Origin of the sequence: Marinicella marina (genome assembly GCF_030065545.1) — a bacterium.
Classification (GTDB): Bacteria; Pseudomonadota; Gammaproteobacteria; order Xanthomonadales; family Marinicellaceae; genus Marinicella; species Marinicella marina.
In genome coordinates this window covers 88,917-108,714 of record NZ_JASJNC010000008.1, presented here as the reverse complement: position 1 = coordinate 108,714, position 19,798 = coordinate 88,917, and the positions used below count along the sequence as shown (strand labels likewise).

Annotated in this window: 14 protein-coding genes and 1 pseudogene; 9 read left to right on the top strand and 6 right to left on the bottom strand. The window is 42.7% G+C overall.

What is annotated here, in order from left to right:
- The first annotated feature begins 137 nt into the window (after window positions 1-137).
- Together gltB and QNI24_RS13040 are read left to right on the top strand one after the other, a co-directional pair.
- A complete protein-coding gene (gltB, locus tag QNI24_RS13045) occupies window positions 138-4,652 on the top strand; it encodes a glutamate synthase large subunit (RefSeq protein ID WP_267176606.1) in 4,515 nt (1,504 codons plus the stop codon).
- Entirely contained in the window at window positions 4,652-6,112 is a 1,461-nt protein-coding gene (locus QNI24_RS13040) for a glutamate synthase subunit beta (protein WP_267176607.1), read from the top strand. Before gltB ends, QNI24_RS13040 begins: the two co-directional genes overlap by 1 nt.
- Before the next feature lie 47 nt (window positions 6,113-6,159).
- Here QNI24_RS13040 and QNI24_RS13035 read toward each other — a convergent pair whose 3' ends face one another.
- From QNI24_RS13035 to hflK, 4 genes are read right to left on the bottom strand one after another with little or no spacing between them, the layout of a single operon-like run.
- The gene (locus tag QNI24_RS13035; protein ID WP_267176608.1) at window positions 6,160-6,309 is read right to left on the bottom strand and encodes a hypothetical protein; all 150 of its coding nucleotides are present in this window, start codon (window positions 6,307-6,309) and stop codon (window positions 6,160-6,162) included.
- A gap of 39 nt (window positions 6,310-6,348) precedes the next feature.
- Window positions 6,349-7,563 (bottom strand): N(5)-(carboxyethyl)ornithine synthase, encoded by a 1,215-nt coding sequence (locus tag QNI24_RS13030; RefSeq protein ID WP_267176609.1) that lies wholly within the window; start codon window positions 7,561-7,563, stop codon window positions 6,349-6,351.
- Window positions 7,560-8,510, bottom strand: coding sequence for a protease modulator HflC (gene hflC / locus QNI24_RS13025; RefSeq protein ID WP_267176610.1), 951 nt, complete (start codon window positions 8,508-8,510; stop codon window positions 7,560-7,562). Before hflC ends, QNI24_RS13030 begins: the two co-directional genes overlap by 4 nt.
- Entirely contained in the window at window positions 8,507-9,577 is a 1,071-nt protein-coding gene (hflK, locus tag QNI24_RS13020) for an FtsH protease activity modulator HflK (protein WP_267176611.1), read from the bottom strand. Before hflK ends, hflC begins: the two co-directional genes overlap by 4 nt.
- Window positions 9,578-9,803: 226 nt before the next feature.
- Here hflK and QNI24_RS13015 point away from each other — a divergent pair, with 226 nt between their 5' ends.
- Entirely contained in the window at window positions 9,804-10,094 is a 291-nt protein-coding gene (locus QNI24_RS13015; RefSeq protein WP_283708738.1) for a hypothetical protein, read from the top strand.
- Window positions 10,095-10,217: 123 nt separating this feature from the next.
- Here QNI24_RS13015 and hemN read toward each other — a convergent pair whose 3' ends face one another.
- A complete protein-coding gene (gene hemN / locus QNI24_RS13010; protein ID WP_267176613.1) occupies window positions 10,218-11,618 on the bottom strand; it encodes an oxygen-independent coproporphyrinogen III oxidase in 1,401 nt (466 codons plus the stop codon).
- A 237-nt stretch (window positions 11,619-11,855) separates the two neighbouring features.
- On the opposite strand from hemN, the gene hisC reads away from it, so the two are divergent.
- The 5 genes and pseudogenes from hisC (at window position 11,856) to QNI24_RS12985 (ending at window position 17,126) form a co-directional block, all read left to right on the top strand.
- Window positions 11,856-12,971 (top strand): histidinol-phosphate transaminase, encoded by a 1,116-nt coding sequence (gene hisC / locus QNI24_RS13005; RefSeq protein ID WP_267176614.1) that lies wholly within the window; start codon window positions 11,856-11,858, stop codon window positions 12,969-12,971.
- A pseudogene (gene aroA, locus QNI24_RS15435) lies at window positions 12,946-14,271 on the top strand (3-phosphoshikimate 1-carboxyvinyltransferase); the annotation flags it as partial. The gene hisC and the pseudogene aroA, both read left to right, overlap by 26 nt.
- 6 nt (window positions 14,272-14,277) lie before the next feature.
- Window positions 14,278-14,949, top strand: coding sequence for a (d)CMP kinase (cmk, locus tag QNI24_RS15515; protein WP_458368005.1), 672 nt, complete (start codon window positions 14,278-14,280; stop codon window positions 14,947-14,949).
- 96 nt (window positions 14,950-15,045) lie between these two features.
- Entirely contained in the window at window positions 15,046-16,695 is a 1,650-nt protein-coding gene (rpsA, locus tag QNI24_RS12990) for a 30S ribosomal protein S1 (RefSeq protein WP_267176615.1), read from the top strand.
- A gap of 134 nt (window positions 16,696-16,829) precedes the next feature.
- Entirely contained in the window at window positions 16,830-17,126 is a 297-nt protein-coding gene (locus QNI24_RS12985; RefSeq protein ID WP_267176691.1) for an integration host factor subunit beta, read from the top strand.
- A 3-nt stretch (window positions 17,127-17,129) separates the two neighbouring features.
- Here QNI24_RS12985 and QNI24_RS12980 read toward each other — a convergent pair whose 3' ends face one another.
- On the bottom strand, window positions 17,130-17,807 hold the full coding sequence (locus QNI24_RS12980; protein ID WP_267176616.1) for an Hpt domain-containing response regulator: 678 nt from the start codon (window positions 17,805-17,807) through the stop codon (window positions 17,130-17,132).
- 96 nt (window positions 17,808-17,903) lie between these two features.
- On the opposite strand from QNI24_RS12980, the gene QNI24_RS12975 reads away from it, so the two are divergent.
- The gene (locus tag QNI24_RS12975) at window positions 17,904-19,796 is read left to right on the top strand and encodes an AsmA family protein (RefSeq protein ID WP_267176617.1); all 1,893 of its coding nucleotides are present in this window, start codon (window positions 17,904-17,906) and stop codon (window positions 19,794-19,796) included.
- Window positions 19,797-19,798 lie beyond the last annotated feature (2 nt).

Below are 19,798 nucleotides of genomic sequence, written 5' to 3'. Positions count from 1 at the left end.
CTTAAGTCTTAATTAGAGTTTCTACTCTAACAGCTTGTGCTATTTTGGTAATGAAGCCGTGATTTAAATCTGTATGCATCCAGCACAAGTTGCATGCATTTTATCAGTCACTGAATTAAAACCATTGGGAGCAAATAATGAAGCATCAAATTGATCAGCAGCTGATGCAATCAGGTCTTTATAGGACTGAATTTGAACGAGACGCTTGTGGCGCTGGTTTTATTTGTAGTTTAAAAGGCCAAACATCCCATAATATCATCCACAAAGCTCTGGAAATATTGGAAAAACTTGAACACCGAGGAGCCGTCAGTGCCGATGGCAGAACCGGTGACGGTGCGGGCATATTGATTGATATTCCACATCTTTTTTTCAAAGAGGTTTGTCATTTTGAGCTTCCCAGTGCAGGTGACTATGCGGTGGGAAATGTGTTTTTCCCGCAGAAAGCGAATCAGCGCGTTTACTGCCAGAAACTGATTAAACAACAGTTTACTAAAATTGGTTTAAGAGTGCTTGGATGGCGTGAAGTACCTGTTGATCAATCCGTTGTGGGTATCATGGCATCTGAAAATGAGCCGTATATTACTCAGCTTTTTGTTGCCAAGGCCAAAGGTGACAGTGAATTTGATTTCAAGCGAAAACTCTACGCTGCGAGGAAAGTTGCTGAACACCGAATCAATCAATCAGAATTGTCAGAACGTGATTTTTTTTACCTCGCCAGTTTGTGCCCCAGAACCATCATCTACAAAGGCTTGTTATTACCACAAGACATCAAACGCTATTATGCCGACTTGACCGATGAGCGTGTTGTGACTCGGTTGGCACTGGTGCACCAACGTTTTTCAACCAACACTTTTCCCACCTGGGATTTGGCCCAACCTTTCAGGTACATCTGTCACAATGGCGAGATCAACACCATTAAAGGTAACATCCGACGGATGTTATCACGTGAAGAGTTGATGCAATCAGATTTCTTTGGCGATGCCTTCAAGGAGATGTTGCCAGTTGTTTTGCCAGGAAAGTCTGATTCAGCCAGTCTTGATATGGTGGTTGAAATGCTCTTGATGACAGGCAGGTCATTACCAGAAGTGATGATGATGTTGATTCCGGAGGCTTGGGAAAAACACACCCAAATGGCAGCACATAAGAAAGCATTTTATGAATACAATGCCTGTTTAATGGAACCTTGGGATGGACCGGCTTCAATCCCTTTTACAGATGGCAAGTACATCGGTGCTGTACTGGACAGAAATGGCTTGAGACCTTCCCGATATACAGTGACCCAGGATGGTTACGTTGTGATGTCTTCGGAGACTGGCGTGGTTGATATTGCTGCTGACAATGTGGCTTATCATGGGCGCCTTGAACCTGGAAAAATGTTTTTGGTGCACATGACTGAAGGACGCATCGTACACGATGATGAAATCAAACAAAAAATAAGTTGTAAACGGCCTTATGAACAATGGCTTGATAAGCATCTGATTCACCTCAAAGACATTCCTTACAGTGCGGTACCCAGTAGTGATGAGAATTGCTCTCTACAGTTGCGGAAAAAACTATTCAGTTACACCGATGAAGACATAGAGTTAATCATTAAACCGATGGCCCAACTGGCTAAAGAGCCGATTGGTTCAATGGGCTCAGATACACCCGTGGCTGCATTGTCAGAACGCCCACAGCTGTTATACAACTATTTCACCCAGCTTTTTGCGCAAGTAACCAACCCACCGTTGGATGGTATCAGAGAAGAATTGGTCACTGACATCAGTTTGACATTGGGTGCTGACAGCAACGTGTTTGATGTCTCTGAATCGCATTGTCGAAAATTAAAAATAGCCAACCCAGTCATTTCAAAACGAGACTTACATAAAATCAAGCTCAGTCAATTGCCTGGCTTAAAAGCGCAGACTGTGACCATGCTGTATGAGGTCGAAAAAGGACTCAACGGGCTAGAGCAGGCTTTAGAGGAGGTGATTCAGGCCGGTATCAAAGCGATTGAATCTGGTCATAACATCATCATCCTATCTGATCGGGCGGCTGATAAAAAAATGGCGCCAATTCCAGCTTTATTGGCCTGTTCATATTTAAACAATGGCTTGCATCAAGTCGCCATGCGTTCACAGTGCAGTGTGATAATTGAATCTGCAGAGCCCCGCGAAGTCCATCACTATGCCATGCTGTTTGCTTACGGTGCCAGTGCCGTAAACCCATATATCGTTAATGATATCATTGCTGAATTGATTGAGGCAGATGAATTGGTTGATGTGGATTATTCAAAGGCAGTTGCCCAATACAACCAAGCTGTGGGCAAGGGCTTGTTGAAGGTCATGAACAAAATTGGAATCTCCACGCTCAATTCTTATCGCGGCGCGCAAATATTTGAATGTGTGGGCATCAATCAGATGACCATAGACCGTTATTTCCCTGGCACCATCACACGTGTTGAAGGCATCGGTTTGTATGAAATTGAACAGCACATCCGAGAAAATCAAAACAAAGCATTTCATGCCAAGCAAAGTGATTTACTGGAGGCTGGTGGTCAATATCGATGGCGGCGAAACGGTGAAAAGCATCAATTCAATCCAGTATCAGTGGCGAAACTGCAACAAGCAGTACGCAGCAACAGTTTACAACATTACCAGCAATACGCCGATAACATCAACCAGCAAAGCGAGGCCCTCATGACCATCAGGGGGTTGTTAAAGTTCACCCAATTAGACCCCATCCCATTGACTGAGGTGGAACCATGGACTGATATTGTGAAACGCTTTAAAACCGGGGCCATGTCTTATGGTTCAATCTCACAAGAAGCCCATGAAAATTTGGCCATTGCGATGAATCGAATTGGCGGAAAAAGTAACTCAGGTGAAGGTGGAGAACAGGAACAGCGTTTCTTTCAACAAGCCAACGGTGACTGGAAAAACTCGGCCATTAAACAAGTGGCCTCAGGACGCTTTGGTGTCACCTCACATTACTTGACCCACGCCAGTGAAATTCAAATCAAAATGGCGCAAGGGGCCAAACCAGGTGAGGGCGGTCAACTGCCAGGTGCCAAAGTCAACTATGAAATTGCCCAAACACGTAATTCCACACCCTATGTGGGTTTGATATCACCACCGCCGCACCATGATATTTACTCGATTGAAGACCTGTCACAATTAATCTATGACCTGAAATCTGCCAACCGGACTGCAAGAATTAACGTCAAGTTAGTTTCCCAAGCAGGGGTGGGAACGGTGGCTGCTGGTGTGGCCAAAGCCAAGGCGGATGTGATTTTAATTTCTGGCTTTGATGGAGGTACCGGTGCAGCGCCTTTGACTTCACTGAAACATGCTGGATTGCCTTGGGAACTGGGCTTGGCAGAGGCACAACAAACTTTGGTGGCCAATGATTTGCGTAACCGCGTTAAATTAGAATGTGATGGGCAGTTGAAAACCGGTCGCGATGTGGCGGTGGCCTGTTTATTGGGTGCTGAAGAGTTTGGTTTTGCCACAGCACCTTTGGTGGCATCAGGTTGTGTCATGATGCGAGCTTGTCACCTTAATACTTGCCCAGTTGGTATCGCTACCCAAAACCCGGAATTGCGGAAAAAATTCACTGGTAAGCCAGAGCACGTGGTTAACTTCATGTATTTTGTGGCAGAAGAAATGCGACAAATCATGGCTTCATTGGGTTTCAGAACTGTTGATGAAATGGTCGGCCAAGTCAACAAATTAGATCACCAAGGTATCATTGGGAAAGCCCATTTAATGAACATCGATTTGTCACCGATTTTGTATCAATCCAAACCCAGCAATGGTGCTGTTCTGTATGGCAACAAACAACAGCAGCATGAGCTTGATAAATCAATTGATTTTGACATCATTGCCAAAGCACATATGGCATTGTTTCGCAAAGAACATACCATTTTGAGCTACCCGATTGCTAACACCGATCGAGCGGTTGGGGCCATATTAAGTCATGAAATTTCAAAGATTCATGGCGCCGATGGATTGCCAGCAGATACCTTGCTACTGAACTTCTCAGGTTCAGCTGGACAAAGCTTTGCGGCTTTTGCTACCCATGGTGTGACTTTTGTGGTTTCAGGCAATACCAACGATTACCTGGCCAAGGGCTTATGTGGGGCCAAAGTCATCATCAAAGTGCCCGATGATTGTGACATCATTGCTCAGGAAAATATCATCACTGGCAATGTCTGTCTTTATGGTGCCACCGCTGGTGAAATATACATCAACGGCATGGCTGGTGAACGCTTTGCGGTACGTAATTCTGGAGCCACTGCAGTGGTTGAGGGTATTGGTGACCATGGTTGTGAATACATGACCGGTGGCGTGGTGGTGGTTTTGGGTGTTGTTGGCCGAAATTTTGCCGCTGGTATGTCGGGTGGCCATGCATTTGTTTATGACCCTAAAAATCAATTGTCATCATATTGTGCAGCCGGCGATTTGAACCTAGAAAAACCAGACCAAAAAAATAAAAAACACCTCAAATCATTGATAAAAAAACATCAATTACATACCAGCAGCAGCATAGCAAAAAAAATACTGTCCAATTGGTCAGAAGAAAGTAAACATTTTGTTTTTATTGAGCCTGAGGAGTATCGACAAGCGCTACAGCGCATCGCCTCAGAGCAGCCTGTGCAGGAGGTGGTGTGATGGGGAAAACAACTGGATTCCTAGAACTCCCAAGAAAAACAGAAGCTTATACTGAGGTTGATGAGCGAATTAAGCATTACCGTGAGTTCACCATTCCTTTGCAGCAACAAGAATTGGTGCAACAAACAGCCAGATGCATGAATTGTGGCATCCCGTTTTGTCACAGTGGTTGTCCGTTGGGTAATCGAATTCCAGATTTTAATGATGCCGTCTATCAAGGACATTGGCAAAAAGCCAGCCGCATCCTCCACCAAACCAACAACTTTCCGGAATTCACCGGACGCTTGTGTCCAGCACCCTGTGAGGAGGCTTGTGTCTTGAACATCAATGCCGATCCTGTCAGTATTGAGAATATAGAAAAACAAATTGCTGAACATGCTTTTACAAAAGGTTATGTGGTGGCTGAAGAACCGGTGATTCGCTCTGGAAAGTCTGTTGCTGTGGTTGGTTCTGGACCAGCAGGTCTGGCAGCAGCCGAACAATTGAATAGGGCAGGCCACCTGGTAACAGTTTATGAGAAAGATAAACAGGCTGGTGGTCTGTTACGTTATGGTATCCCAGATTTTAAATTAGAAAAAACGGTCATTGAACGTCGCCTTGAATTACTTCAGGCAGCTGGAATCAGATTTAAATGTGATACTGAAATTGGCAAAGACATCAGCAATGAAGAGTTAGAACAACGTTTTGATGCCATTGCTTTGTGCGCGGGCGCTAATTTACCACGGGATTTGGATATACCTGGCCGTGCTGCAGCTGGCATCCATCCTGCCATGAGTTTTTTATCACACAACAACCAAGTGGTATCTGGTGAAATTAACCCTGATGACAGGCTGTTGGCCAAGGACAAGCATGTCATTGTCATTGGCGGCGGTGATACTGGCTCTGACTGCATAGGTACTGCCATCAGGCAAGGGGCAAGATCTGTCACTAATTTTGAAATCATGCCGAAACCACCGCATGACAGGCGGCCAGATCAACCGTGGCCATACTGGCCTATGAGACTGCGCGTCAGCAGTTCGCATCAAGAGGGCGTGCAACAAAACTGGAGCTTAACTACCACAGCGTTTAATTCTAATGGTGAGGGTCAATTGTCTGGTCTCAGTACAGTCCAAGTGGAATGGCAGCACTGTGATGGAAAAATGCAACTCAAACAGCTTCCAGGCAGTGAAAAAGAATGGCCTTGCGACATGGTGTTATTAGCCATGGGTTTTGTTGGTACGCAACATCAGCTGGCCAATCAATTCGATTTGAATCTGAACCAGCGTGATTTATTTGCAGCGAGCGAACATGATTATCAAATTAAACCTGGGTTGTTTGCTGCTGGTGATTGCCGACGAGGACAATCATTGGTGGTGTGGGCCATCTCAGAGGGTCGTGAAATGGCACATCACATGGATGTTTATCTGATGGGAAATACCTCATTGCCTTTAAAGGGTGAGGGTGATTTACCCAACACATAAGACCGTATATCATTGATTAAAATTGGTAAATGATTTTCCCAATATAGTTATTTGTCATTTTTTGCTTCAAAAACAGCGTAATTTACCGCTTGATTCAAATCATCGTATTTATGATTTTTATACTTATAAATAAATTTCATTTCATAAGTAATGCCGTGTTTTTTCATCAGCTCTTTTTTTTCGTCACTGGTTTTCATAGATAACTCCTGGTTTTTTTCTGTTATATCTTGGTCACATTAAATAATGTGTGGTTTGTTAAGCCTTAAGTGGGGGTAATCAATATTTCGATTTTGAAATGAAAGTATGGCTAAGTTTTTGATTAAACCGCCATCAATATTAATGGCTCTTTTGATGGTTTCACTTTGCTGCCAGCCTGCGTATCCTGACAACACAGTTGGTAAATGGACAATGAGTGCAGCAGAAATTGATCTGGTTGCACTTTCCCACAAGTAACTTGGGGTATGATCCACAGCATAATAATCTACTGTTTTGTATGTAATGATTGGGCTTTTGAAAGAGGTTGGCTTAGCAAAGAAAAAACCCATGCCCTCATCACAGCTGACATCAATGATTAAACAGTTTGGTTTAAGGCATTCAGCCTCTGATTCGAGTACGAAATACATCGGATTATTGGTGTTTTGAAAAGTGCCATTAACCACTATATCTGACTCCTTTATCAGCGCTGTTAATGGCCTTGAGCTGCCGTCATGTTCAACCACCATCATGCGTGCCTCATCTACAGAGCCTTCTTTCAGTTTTACATAATGACAGTCAAGTACTTCCTCTCGTACCTCGTGGTCTGGTCTCTGTATACAGATTGTGATGTCTCTGAAACCATGTGCTTTTAAAGCATAAATGGCACCTCGACTTACTGCCCCGAAACTAAATATAATGACCTTCCGCTGATTGCCATAGTGACCATCTATGCCTTTAAGTTGAAGGGCATGTAAGACTGCGCAATAGCCAGCCATTTCGTTATTTTTGTAAAAGGTATGTCTGCCAACCTGTCCGCTGGGTGACCAAACAAACATGTCTTCAAATGCTATGAGTGTTTGTTTGCGATCTATCGCCGTTTGGGTCATAGATGTTTGTTGGATACAATGGGTGTACCCCCAAAGCGTGCCACCTATTTTCAATTGTTGTAAATCCTGTTCAGTGGGTTTAGCAATGATGGCAGTGCCGAGTTTTGTTAATATTTCTTCGCGCGATAAAGTGCCTCCAGTTAATTGGCTGATGGCCTCATCAGAAACTCCAAAAGGTTGTCCATACCCTGATTCAAAAACCAGCTTTTGCCTTACTTTTAGTGGTATTCGAGTTATATGATCTGGGTGAATCGGGTGGCGTCGCTCATCTGGTTTCCTAGAGCTGCCTATGACGCCCCAAAATAAATCATTGGTGTAATCTTCCTTTTGAACAAAATCCGCCTGTTTCTCTTGATTTGAATGATTCACTCTTTTACGCCTTTGAGGTATTTAAATAAGTCGCTTTCAGTAGATAGAACCAAGGTGGCATTCCTAGAAATAATCATGGGGTAGGCTTGCATGGTTCTGGTAAATTCAAATAGTTCAATTGAGAGTGTGGATTTGTTGTAGGCCAGTGCATAAATTTCTGTGGCTTTGGCGTCAGCTATGCCTCTTATTTCTTCAACTTCTTTATAAGCTTCGGACTGAATTTTATTTAATTCTCTGACTCGATTCCCTCGGATTCTGGCAGCTTCTCCATTACCTTCCGATAAAAACCGTTCTGCAATTTGACGACGTTCACTGATCATTCTGTCATAAATTTTTGGTCTCACACTGGCGTTATAATTTATCCGCTTAAATCGAATATCAAGTAACTCTATCCCAAATACTTGTACTTTCTCTGCCGCGGCCAAGAAAATTTCTTGTTCTACCAATTGCCTGCCTTTTTGGATGGGTACTAAATTACCGACATCAGCATCTTCAGCGCCATCATTCATTGCATCCCGGGCTGGCTGACGGTCTTTGGTTGTTCTGATGATTTCAATCAATTCATGCTTAGCCACCGCATTCCTGGTTTCACTGCCTAAAATATCATCTAACCTAGATTGAGCACTGCGCTCATCTCTTAGGCGCAAAAAATACTGCAAAGGATCTGTTATGCGCCAGCGTGCGAATAAATCAACAGAGATATAAAGTTTGTCTTTAGTTGGCATGTCTGAGGGTGTTCCATCCCATTCAAGAATTCTCTTATCAATGGCATTAACCTCTTGTATAAACGGTGTTTTAAAATTCAAACCGGCTTCTGTAACAGCGTTGCCAACTGGTTTTCCGAATTGAGTGATGATTACCTGTTCCACTTCACCAACTTTGTAGAGTGATTCTTTGATGGTGAGTAACAACAAAAGTACGGCTATTAATACAAGTACTGGTTTCATTTATTTGCTCCAGGGGTTGTTGTCGTTTTATTAGAATCAAGATTCAGCAGTGGTAGGATGTTATTGGTGGCTAGATCGATGATGATTTTAGATTCAATCAAAGGCATCACCGTTTCCATGGTTTCGATGTATATCCGCCGACGAGTTACCTCAGGTGCTTTGCTGTATTCTTTAAGCAGAGAATTGAACCTGGCTACATCGCCCAATGCTTCATTAATGCGTTTTAATCTGTATCCGTCTGCTTCTCGAATGCGTTGGTCTTTTTCTCCTAACGCTAATGGCACCACCTTGTTGTAATCTCGCCTTGCTTCGTTAATTAACTTTTCTTTTTCTTGTTGAGCTTGATTGACTTCATTAAATGACTCTTGCACAGGTTTGGGTGGGTTAATGTTTTTGAGCTGTACCTGATCAATGCTGATGCCCATGGCATATTTGGTTGATAGCGTCTGCATTTTAATCAATGCTTCAGACTCTATTTCTTGACGTCCAATTGTAATTACCTCGTCAACAGTTCTGTCGCCCACAACTTCTCGCATGACTGATTCTGAGACATACCTTAATGTTTGGCTGGGGTTTCTGACCTCAAATAGGAACTTTGTGGGTTCAGAAACCCGATACTGAACCACCCATTCCACCAAGGCAGCATTGAGGTCACCAGTAACCATTTGTGTTTCTTGTAAACCGTTTTGACCTATTGCACTTTGATAGGGGTCAGTGGCTCCTGGTGTTTTAAATCCAAACTCCTGCTTCAACTGTCTTTTAACCGGCACAATAGATACTGCATCAATTCCCAAAGGTAACTTGATGTGTAATCCAGCAGGCACCACCTTCAAGTATTTTCCAAATCTTTGAACCACTGCAACTGAATCACTTGGTATGGTGTATATGGCACTCCAGGTGCTTAAAATGACAGTAATTAAAATAAAAAATAAACTGAAATTTTTAACTCCATTATTTTTGTTCTTATTTTTAAAAAAGGAATCAAATAGTTTTTTGACTTGGGCCAAGCCCGATGAAGCTGGGTTGTTGGGGTCCCAAGGGCCATGTGGTGGTTGTGTGTTATTCATTTTGTTCCTGGTTTGTTAAGTTTAATGTTTAAAAAAACGCTAATAAATGGTCTAAGACCATCAGATCAAGAAATCGGTATCAAAAATTAAGATTCATGGTGCCGAGTTATTTCATTCAAGGCTCATTGAGTTCAATGGCTGTGAGTCTGACTGTATATATTTCAGATTTGAGTTTGAATGACTTCAGCTACCTAGAATCATTGGGAGAAAAATAATAGCTGTAAAAGTGTTGTTTACGCCTTTGGCTCTATTAAGAGTTCAAGCTTTTAAAATTCGTTACTGCTCAAGGGCATTGACAAGTAAAGTTGTGGCATTGGCATTCAAAAAAGTTATGACTGTAAAAAAGATGAAGAATAGGGTTGTTGTGAGCGATGGTTTGTCTGCTTTTTTAACGGCTACACGCAAAAAATTCATTGCAGGAAAATTGTTTTTGTTTGGAGTAGGTTCAATCAGAATTTCAACTGAAGGTGGTTTTGGGTTGAGTTCGCGCAAATTCATGATTGCTTCCGGTTGTTGACAAAAGGTTTTTGTCAATACAATTGATATGGGGGCAAACGATTGAAACGCAATCAGTATATAGAGACGATAAGTGAAATCTCATAATACAAATCTACTTGTGAAAAAATAATTTAACTGAAAGCTAAATCACCTTTGAAAATTTTTGCTCAGTTTGTTTTCTCAGGTGTTGATCAAACACCATACAAATATTTCTGATTAACAAGCGTCCTTTGGCAGTGACATGAATGTGGCTGTCATTGATCCAAAGCAAGCCATCCTCACTCATGCTCTGCAGTTGCGGTAATTCATGGCTAAAATATGCCTCAAAATTGATTGAATACTGTGCTTCTGTGGCTGTTGTATCGAGCATAAAATGACAGGATAAACTTTGTATGACCTGTTTGCGCAAACGATCATCCTCATTTAAAGCATAGCCCTTCATCACAGGAATATGTCCTTGGTCTAGTTGTGCGTAGTATTCATCTAATGTTTTGACGTTTTGACTGAAGCAGTTATTGATCAGGCTGATGGCGCTGACACCCATGGCCACTAAGTCACATTCGGCGTGGGTGGTATAGCCTTGGAAATTCCTTTGCAACTGTCCGTTTCTCTGCGCTACGGCCAACTCATCATCAGGTTTGGCAAAGTGGTCCATACCAATATAAACATAACCTGCAGCAGTTAAATCCTCAATGGTCATCTTTAAAATGGCCAGTTTTTCATCGGCAGCCGGTAAATCAGCCTCTGCAATGCGTTTCTGTGGCATAAATAAGTGAGGCATGTGGGCATAATTAAACACTGAAAGCCGATCCGGCGACAGTTCAATCACTTGCGCCAGTGTGTTTTTGAACGATTCTTTGGTTTGATGAGGCAGGCCATAGATCAAGTCCACATTGACTGATTTGGCACCATTCTGACGACACATGCTGATGGCATCAGCAGTCAGGGCAATGGGTTGAATGCGATTAACGGCAATTTGAACTTTTTCTTGCACGTCTTGAACACCCATGGAGAAACGATTGAAACCCAAGTCAGCCAGTAATTGAATGGTTTCATCAGCCGCTTCACGTGGGTCTATTTCAATCGAGTAATCACGGCGGTCATCATGTAACAAATTAAAGTTGTCCTCAATCATCGCCATCATGCGTTTCAATTGTTTGTGGGTCAAGAATGTCGGTGTACCGCCACCAAAATGCATTTGTTCAACCACCCTTGATGCAGGGATCAGTGCGGCTTGAAGCTTGATTTCGCGTTCCAAATAGTCCAAGTAGATATCAGCTTTGCTGCGTTTTTTTGTGGCTATTTTGTTACACGCACAAAAGAAGCACAGCGTGTCACAAAAAGGGATGTGGAAATACAGTGACAAGGGCTTGTCATGACTGGCGTCATAATAACTCATCAGGTTTTTTCTGTGTTGTAGTTCGTCATAGGCCTCATTGAAAACCACTGCCGTTGGGTATGAAGTGTAACGGGGACCGCTGAGGTTGTATTTGTGTATGAGGTCTAGGTCGAAAACGATTGAGTCTGAATTTATGCTGGTCATTGGACTTAACTGGTTGTTGTTTGGAGTGGGTGAATTTTATCCATGGTTGTAGTTGTTGACATTGACATTGGTCAAGTCAATTGAGATTTGTGTTCAGCGTGGTTATGCTGGTGTCTTTACAATGCGTAGCTGTGGATAAAACTAAGTACTTCGCTTTTTCAATCTAAGCCGCGCTTTGCTTGCTTTCTGGCGGCCAAATAGGCAAAATATGGCCTTTCTAAAACAGCCCATAATTGCATGACAGACTTCAAAAAAATGGCCGTTCCCGGTGTGCAAAAATTAAACCCATACATCCCCGGCAAACCCATCTCTGAATTAGAACGCGAATTAGGTATTGATAACATCATTAAATTGGCGTCTAACGAAAACCCATTGGGCCCCAGTCCTAAAGCCATGGAGGCCATTAAGTCAGAAATGGATGAACTGGCCTTGTACCCAGATGGTAATGGGTTTGCGCTGAAAAAAGCATTGGCTGAAAAGCATGGTGTTGATATGGACTGTATCACTTTGGGTAACGGCTCCAATGATGTATTGGTGTTATTGGCCGAGGCCTTTTTGAGCCCTGAGCACAATGCCATCTATTCGCAGTACAGCTTTGCGGTTTATCCCATCGCCATTCAGGCAGTGGGTGCAGAACATCAAATGATCCCAGCCCTGCCTTGGCAGTCAAACACGCCATTGGGTTGTGACTTGGATTTGATGCACAGCGCCATCAATGAAAACACCCGCATGATTTTCATTGCCAATCCAAACAATCCAACTGGTTCTTACTTGGGTGAGGAAGAGTTGTATGATTTCATCAAACAAGTTCCTGACCATGTGATTATGGTCTTGGATGAGGCATACCTAGAATATTCGTCCGAGGGTGAGCGAGTAGATGGTACCCAATGGTTGCAAGAATTTGAAAATTTGGTCATCACCCGTACCTTCTCAAAGGCTTATGGCCTTGCTGGGTTCAGGGTCGGGTATTGTTTGAGTCATCCGGATATTGCTAACGTCTTAAATCGCATCAGACAGCCATTCAATGTCAACTCATTGGCGTTGGCAGCAGCCACAGCCGCATTGGATGATGAGGGATTTTTACAAAAATCAATGGAAGTCAACGCCGCAGGGATGCAATTGTTAGAGGACAAATGTCAGGATTTGGGCTTGCGTTATGTACCATCCAAAGGTAATTTTATCTTGGTAGATTTTGGTAAAGATGCCATGCCAGTCTATCAACAAATGCTTGAGTTGGGTGTTATCACCCGACCCGTTGCTAATTATGGCTTACCTAACTGTTTGCGCATCACCATTGGTACTGAAGCTGAAATGCAACGCATGATCGATGTCATGGACCAAGTTTGTGGCTGAAATTGATGCCAAAGACGTTTTCCGTCTGAATACAACCACACAACTGAACGGGCGCTTTACCGTCCCTGGTGATAAATCCATTTCACACCGATCGATTATTTTTGGTGCTTTGGCTGAGGGTGAAACACGCGTCAGTGGTTTTTTGCGTTCTGAAGATTGTTTAGCTACGCTGCAAATCATGCAAGACCTGGGGGTTGATATCACTGCTGCGGGTGATGAGGTTTTGATATCTGGAGTCGGGCTGCATGGTTTGAAAGCAAGTGCTGGTGAATTGGATTGTGGCAATGCAGGAACAGCGATGCGTCTGCTATCAGGTTTGCTTGCAGCACAAAATTTCAGTAGTACCTTGGTTGGTGACGAATCTTTATCAATCAGGCCCATGGGCAGGGTGATCAGACCATTGACAACAATGGGCGCGAACATCACCTCTGATAATGACACTGCACCACTGAGATTTAATCCAGTTAATGCGATTCACGCCATTAATTACAACAGCCCAATTGCCAGCGCCCAAGTAAAGTCTGCCGTATTGATTGCAGGTTTGTATGCCGATGGTAAAACCAACGTGACAGAACCCAAAAAATCCAGAGATCACACCGAAACCATGTTGGCGGGCTTTGGTGCTGAAGTTGAGGTTGAAGGTTTAACTGTTGGGGTCAAAGGCCAGCCTCAGTTACAGGGCCAAAACATACAAGTACCTGCTGATATTTCATCTGCTGCTTTTTTTATGGTTTTGGGACTGTGTCATCCAAAAGCTGATTTCATTATTGAAAACGTCAGTATCAACCCAACCCGTGATGGCGTGATAAAAATACTTCAAGCCATGGGTGGTAAGCTTACATTAGAAAATGTGCGCGACCAGGCTGGTGAGCCTGTTGCAGACATTCGGGTTCAGTCCTCTGAATTGAAAGGCATTGAAATACCGCATGATTTAATACCCAGTGCCATTGATGAGTTTCCAATCATATTTATAGCTGCAGCTTTTGCATCGGGGCAGACCAAGTTGACTGGTGCTGAAGAATTGCGTCACAAAGAAAGTGATCGAATCAAAGTGATGTTAGACGGTTTGAATCTGTTGGGTATAGATTGTGAGGAACTGGCTGATGGGGCCATCATCAAGGGTGGCACTTTAGGCAGTGGTATGGTCGACGGTCACGGTGATCACCGTTGTGCCATGAGTTTCTTATTAGCTGGCGCTTTATCGTCTGGTCAAGAAATATCAGTGCGCGGCTGTCATAACATCGGCACCTCATTTCCTGAATTTTTCGACTTGGTCACAGCCCTAGGTATAGCCGTCAAGCAGCCAGTGCCTGTGATCACAGTGGATGGTCCATCAGGTGTTGGTAAAGGTACCATCAGTGCACTACTGGCAAAAGAACTCGACTGGCACTTACTGGATTCTGGGGCGATATATCGCTCACTGGCGCTCAAAGCGATGAAATCAACAGTCAAAGCCACAGATGAAGAACGATTGATTGAGTTGGCTGAACATTTAGATTTAACGTTTTCAGTGGATGGTAAAACTGGCACCAACATCATCTTGGATGGTACTCCAGTGAATGCAGAATTACGCAGTGAAGCTTGTGGTGAAATGGCCTCAAAAGTAGCACCTATACCTGCAGTCAGAGCGGCTTTGATGCAACGTCAGAAAGACTTTCAACAAACGCCAGGATTGATAGCAGATGGCCGCGATATGGGCACTGTGGTGTTCAAATCAGCGCCTTTAAAAGTGTTTTTAACTGCAAATCCGAAAGAAAGAGCGAAAAGACGTCACAAACAATTGCAAGAGCAGGGGGTTGATGTTAAAATCCGCGACCTTTTAGAGGACATAGAAGCCCGTGATTATAGGGATTCTAGCCGAAAGGTGGCACCGTTGGTGCCAGCAAGCGATGCCCATGTCATTGATACCAGTGAACTCAGCATTGATGAAGTTTTTGCGAAAATCATTGGTTTGATTGAGCAACACATAAAGATTTAAGAGAGTAGGTCTCTTGAACTTTTTTTAACGAGCATCAGGCAAGCTGATGCAGATGACTTAGACAAACAGTTCATTTTGTTTGTCGGAAAATAAATAATGAGTGATAATTTTGAAGCAATGCTCGAATCCGAGCTGTCCAGTAAGAACATCATCCCAGGCACCATCGTAAAAGGTATCGTTGTAGATATCGAAAACGGTTTTGCAGTGGTTGATGCAGGTTTGAAATCTGAAGGTGTGATTCCTTTAGAAGAGTTTGGCAATGAAGTTGAAATTGACGACGTTGTTGAAGTGGCACTGGAAAAATATGAAAATGGTTTCGGCGAAACCGTATTGTCTCGTGAAAAAGCCAAGCGCATGCTGGTATGGGACCAATTGAAAATCGCTATGGACACAGACCAAATTGTTATTGGTCAAATCACATCTAAAGTTCGCGGTGGATTCACTGTTGAATTGAAAGACATCAGGGCTTTCCTACCAGGTTCATTGGTTGATGTACGTCCAGTACGTGACCCAGGCTACTTGGAAGGTAAAGATCTGGAGTTCAAAGTCATTAAATTAGACCAAAAACGCAACAACGTCGTGGTTTCACGTCGTGCTGTGGTTGAATCTGATTACTCTGAAGATCGTGATAAGTTGCTTGACTCATTAGAAGATGGCGTAATCGTTAAAGGTATCGTTAAGAACTTGACTGATTACGGTGCTTTCTTAGACTTGGGCGGTATCGATGGCTTGTTGCATATCACTGACATGTCTTGGAAACGCGTTAACCACCCATCTGAAGTGGTTGAAATTGGACAAGAGTTGGAAGTTCGCGTATTGAAGTTCGATAAAGAACAACAGCGTGTTTCTCTGGGCTTGAAACAATTGGGCGAAGATCCTTGGAAAGACTTGTCAAGACGTCATCCTGTGGGTTCACGTCACTTCGGTAATGTAACAAACATCACTGATTACGGTTGTTTCGTTGAAATTGAAGACGGTATTGAAGGTTTGGTTCACGTTTCTGAAATTGATTGGACCAACAAAAACATCAACCCAGCCAAAGTGGTTCAGCCTGGTGACGAAGTTGAAGTTTGTATTTTGGAAATCGAAGAAAACAAACGCCGCATTTCTTTAGGTATGAAACAATGTAAGCCTAATCCTTGGGTTATCTTCTCTGAAAATGCCCAGAAAGGTGACGTGATTGAAGGCAAAATCAAATCCATCACTGACTTTGGTATTTTCATTGGTCTTGAGGGTGGTATTGACGGTTTGGTTCACTTATCGGATATTTCTTGGAATGAGCCAGGCGAAACTGCCATCAGAAACTTCAAGAAAGGTGACTTAGTTAAAGCCACTGTGTTAATCATTGATGCTGAAAGAGAGCGTGTATCTCTGGGTATCAAACAATTGGCACAAGATCCATTCGGTTCGTATGTTGCTAACAACCCGAAAGGTTCATTGGTTACTGGTAAAGTGATTGAGGTTGACGAGAAAGAAGCTGTTGTTGAACTCGAAGAAGGCGTTAATGGCCTGATTAAAGCGTTTGACGTGGCCAAAGAGCGAACTGATGATGTCAGTGCTGTACTTTCTGTTGGTGATGAAGTTGAGGCAAAATTTGTTTCAATGGATCGTCGTAAGAAAATGTTGGTACTTTCAATCAAGGCGAAAGAAAGCGATGAGTTGAATGATGTATTGAATGAATACAAAAAAGGCAGCTCTGGTACAACCAGCCTTGGCGATTTGCTGAAAGAAAAATTGGATGATTAATACTTAATCTGATTTTTTTAAAATCATAAAAAGGAACCGTTTGACATAAAAACGGTTCCTTTTTTTATTTTTCCGGAATAATTATCTTTTCATTTTCAATACTTTAGTTATAATTGACTGCAATGAAAGATTCTATCACACGCTCAGAACTCATCAACATATTGGCTGCCCAATTCGAAGGCAGTGAATTGTCAAAATCTGATATCAGTTTATCTGTCAGAGAAATCATCAATCATATGAGTGCAACCATTGCCAATGGCGATCGCATCGAAATCAGAGGGTTTGGTAGTTTTACTTTGCGCCAGCGTAACCCGAGGATGGGTCGTAATCCAAAGACGGGTGAACCGGTTCCATTGGGCGCAAAATATGCACCTCACTTTAAACCAGGTAAAGACCTGAAAGAACAAGTCAAAGACAAAGTTGGCACCTGAAGGCTAAGATTTAAAGCCTATTGTGGCATCAATGACCTGGTCTAATTCAGACATCATAACACTACTGACAGCCTTTCCCTTTTTTAAGAATACCTGTAATTCAGTAATCTTTGTACTGAGCATTCTTGCGCCACATATTTTCGATGAACCCAATAATTGGTGCAGCAGTTGATTCATTTTTTGCCAGTCCTTTTGTTCATAGGCAGTAGAAATTTTCAGCTGTTCTTGTGGTAACTGATCGAGCAACAGTGTTCTGAGCTTTTGTACGATTTCCTCATCAAAGTGGGAAACTTTCAATGCTTGTTGGTGATCAAATACTTGTTCATTATTCAAATGTTGATTCAAGTTTGCTTGCAGTTGTTTTTGAGTCACAGGTTTTAACAAACTGCCTTTGAAATTATCTTGGTTAGAATGATCAAATGGTTCCGCTGAGACGGCCAGAATAGGGGTCTTACTGTGTTGCTTCATTTGCTTTATCAACGCAGCGCATTGGATGCCGTCCATACCATCCATTCTGATATCCATTAAAATCAAATCAAACTGTTGTGTTTCGCATGCCGCTACGGCAGCAAAGCCATCTTTGACATGACTGACTGCGAAACCTAACTTTTTAATTGAAGATTCAAAAAAAAGTCGATTGATGTGGTTATCATCTACCACTAGAATATGTGGTTTATCCATATTGAATCCAAATTGTCCTTTCACCCCAAGAATAAGTTGATTGTCACAAAAACTCAAGTGCTTTGTGTGATTGCTTTTCTTACCTCTGGTTTATCAATGCTGCTAATTAGTATGCCAACCCAAGCAAAAAAATGGCAATTGAGTGAGCTTGATATTCAGTCACAACAAGGTGGTGTAATGATCACTATGGAAACACTGACATACGTTGATAAAGCGGTATTGAATAAAATCAATTACTTTTGTCCTGATGCCATCAGTCTTTATCCTTTGCACCAATGTAAAAGTGCGACATTCTCATTTGATTATCAACAGCAAAATCACCAACTGACCTTAAGCACGAAAGTGAACTTCGCATCAGGGGATTGGTTCATCAGCTTATCGGCATTCAATCAGCAGCTTTTGGTGGAAGCCAGTTCTTCGAGCCCGCTGCTAAATATGGTTTTGTTTGAATTCAATGCCAAGGATAGATTGTCACAACATCTGGAACCATTTGGGGTGGTATTGCCTGATGCCAAATTGACTGGCTCATTGGCTTTGGATGTTGAGAGTATGAGCCTTACAAGCATCACACCACTGCAATTCAGTGGACTGAATTATGAATATTCTGATGATGTTATTGTTGCGGGTCTGGGCGGTGAGATGAATTTCACCTCAAACTTCAACAACAAAGCATTACAGTACGGTATTGAGCTTGCGCAAGGAGAAATGCTGTTGAACGAATTGTATGTTGATTTTTCACAATACACATTGGCATTGACTGGTGAAATCAAACAGCTGGGGGAGTGGTATGAATTTATTGGTGGCATAGAAAATCAACAATCATTGAGTCTTGAGGCGCAGTTATTTTTCAATGACATCATGCAGTGGCGTGACCTAAAGCTCAAAGCCGATGTTTTTGATGCCTTTCATTTCAATCAAAACATCCTCTCCGGTATTTTAGGGATATATGGTTTTGGTGGTACCGAGTTATCTGGACAGTTTGCCGTAAATGCCCAATGGTTAGAACAAACATTGAGTGGTGTGGCATTTGATTTCAATGACATGTACATGTTGAACGAGCGCCGCAAACTCAGTGCAGAATCACTGACAGGTAGGGTCAATTGGCAGCTGACTGCAGCAGAACAGTCAAAGCTGGCATGGCAGAGTCTTGAATTGGCTGGATTACCAGTGCAACAAGCGGAAGCAGCATTCAGTTTGAATGGCGCTGACTTTTTACTTTCTGGGCCACATACTTTCCCCGTTTTTGATGGTGCGATTGATGTCACAAATTGGCAGATGAATGATTTATTCAGTGATGCCATGGGTTTAAATATGAAAGCCAGCATACGGCCCATATCTTTGCGTTTGATTACCGCCAAAATGGGTTGGCCTCTGATGGCTGGTAAAATCAGTGGCATCATTCCTGGAATGAGTATGAACGATGAAGTCATTGAGTTTCAGGGCGCTTTGAATTTAGATGTATTTGAAGGAATAATGGTGGTTGATCATTTATCTATGGAAAGGCTGTTTGGCGTGGCACCGGTGATTGCTGCAGATGTTGATTTCAAGGGATTTGATTTGTCTCTGTTGACCGAGACATTTGGCTTTGGCTTGATTACTGGCAAATTAAACGGCATTATCAACGGTTTAAGAATCACCAATTGGAAAACAGACCGATTAGATGCCGAAGTTTATACGGTCAAAACCAAGGGTATCAAACAAACCATCAGTCAACGGGCGATAGATAACATTTCCTCCCTGGGCGGTATTCAAGGGGCTATTTCAAAAACTTTCCTGCGATTTTTTGATGACTTCCGATACAGTAAAATCAAATTAAGCTGTAAATTACACAATTCTGTCTGTGAAATAGGTGGCATGAAAAATACCAGCAACCAATTCACCATAGTGGAGGGCGGAGGTATTCCTAATATCAATATTGTTGGTTATGTGCGCTCAATCAATTGGGATGAATTCATTAGTCGTTTACTGAATGCCAATTACGAGGGCTGACC

Excerpts from the sequence above, each read along its gene's own strand:
- gltB (WP_267176606.1), top strand. The coding sequence starts at position 138 with ATGAAGCATCAAATTGATCAGCAGCTGATGCAATCAGGTCTTTATAGG.
- hflC (WP_267176610.1), bottom strand. The coding sequence starts at position 8,510 with ATGAAACCAGTACTTGTATTAATAGCCGTACTTTTGTTGTTACTCACC.
- QNI24_RS13040 (WP_267176607.1), top strand. The coding sequence starts at position 4,652 with ATGGGGAAAACAACTGGATTCCTAGAACTCCCAAGAAAAACAGAAGCT.
- rpsA (WP_267176615.1), top strand. The coding sequence starts at position 15,046 with ATGAGTGATAATTTTGAAGCAATGCTCGAATCCGAGCTGTCCAGTAAG.
- QNI24_RS13035 (WP_267176608.1), bottom strand. The coding sequence starts at position 6,309 with ATGAAAACCAGTGACGAAAAAAAAGAGCTGATGAAAAAACACGGCATT.
- QNI24_RS12975 (WP_267176617.1), top strand. The coding sequence starts at position 17,904 with ATGCTGCTAATTAGTATGCCAACCCAAGCAAAAAAATGGCAATTGAGT.
- hflK (WP_267176611.1), bottom strand. The coding sequence starts at position 9,577 with ATGAATAACACACAACCACCACATGGCCCTTGGGACCCCAACAACCCA.
- QNI24_RS12980 (WP_267176616.1), bottom strand. The coding sequence starts at position 17,807 with ATGGATAAACCACATATTCTAGTGGTAGATGATAACCACATCAATCGA.
- hemN (WP_267176613.1), bottom strand. The coding sequence starts at position 11,618 with ATGACCAGCATAAATTCAGACTCAATCGTTTTCGACCTAGACCTCATA.
- hisC (WP_267176614.1), top strand. The coding sequence starts at position 11,856 with ATGACAGACTTCAAAAAAATGGCCGTTCCCGGTGTGCAAAAATTAAAC.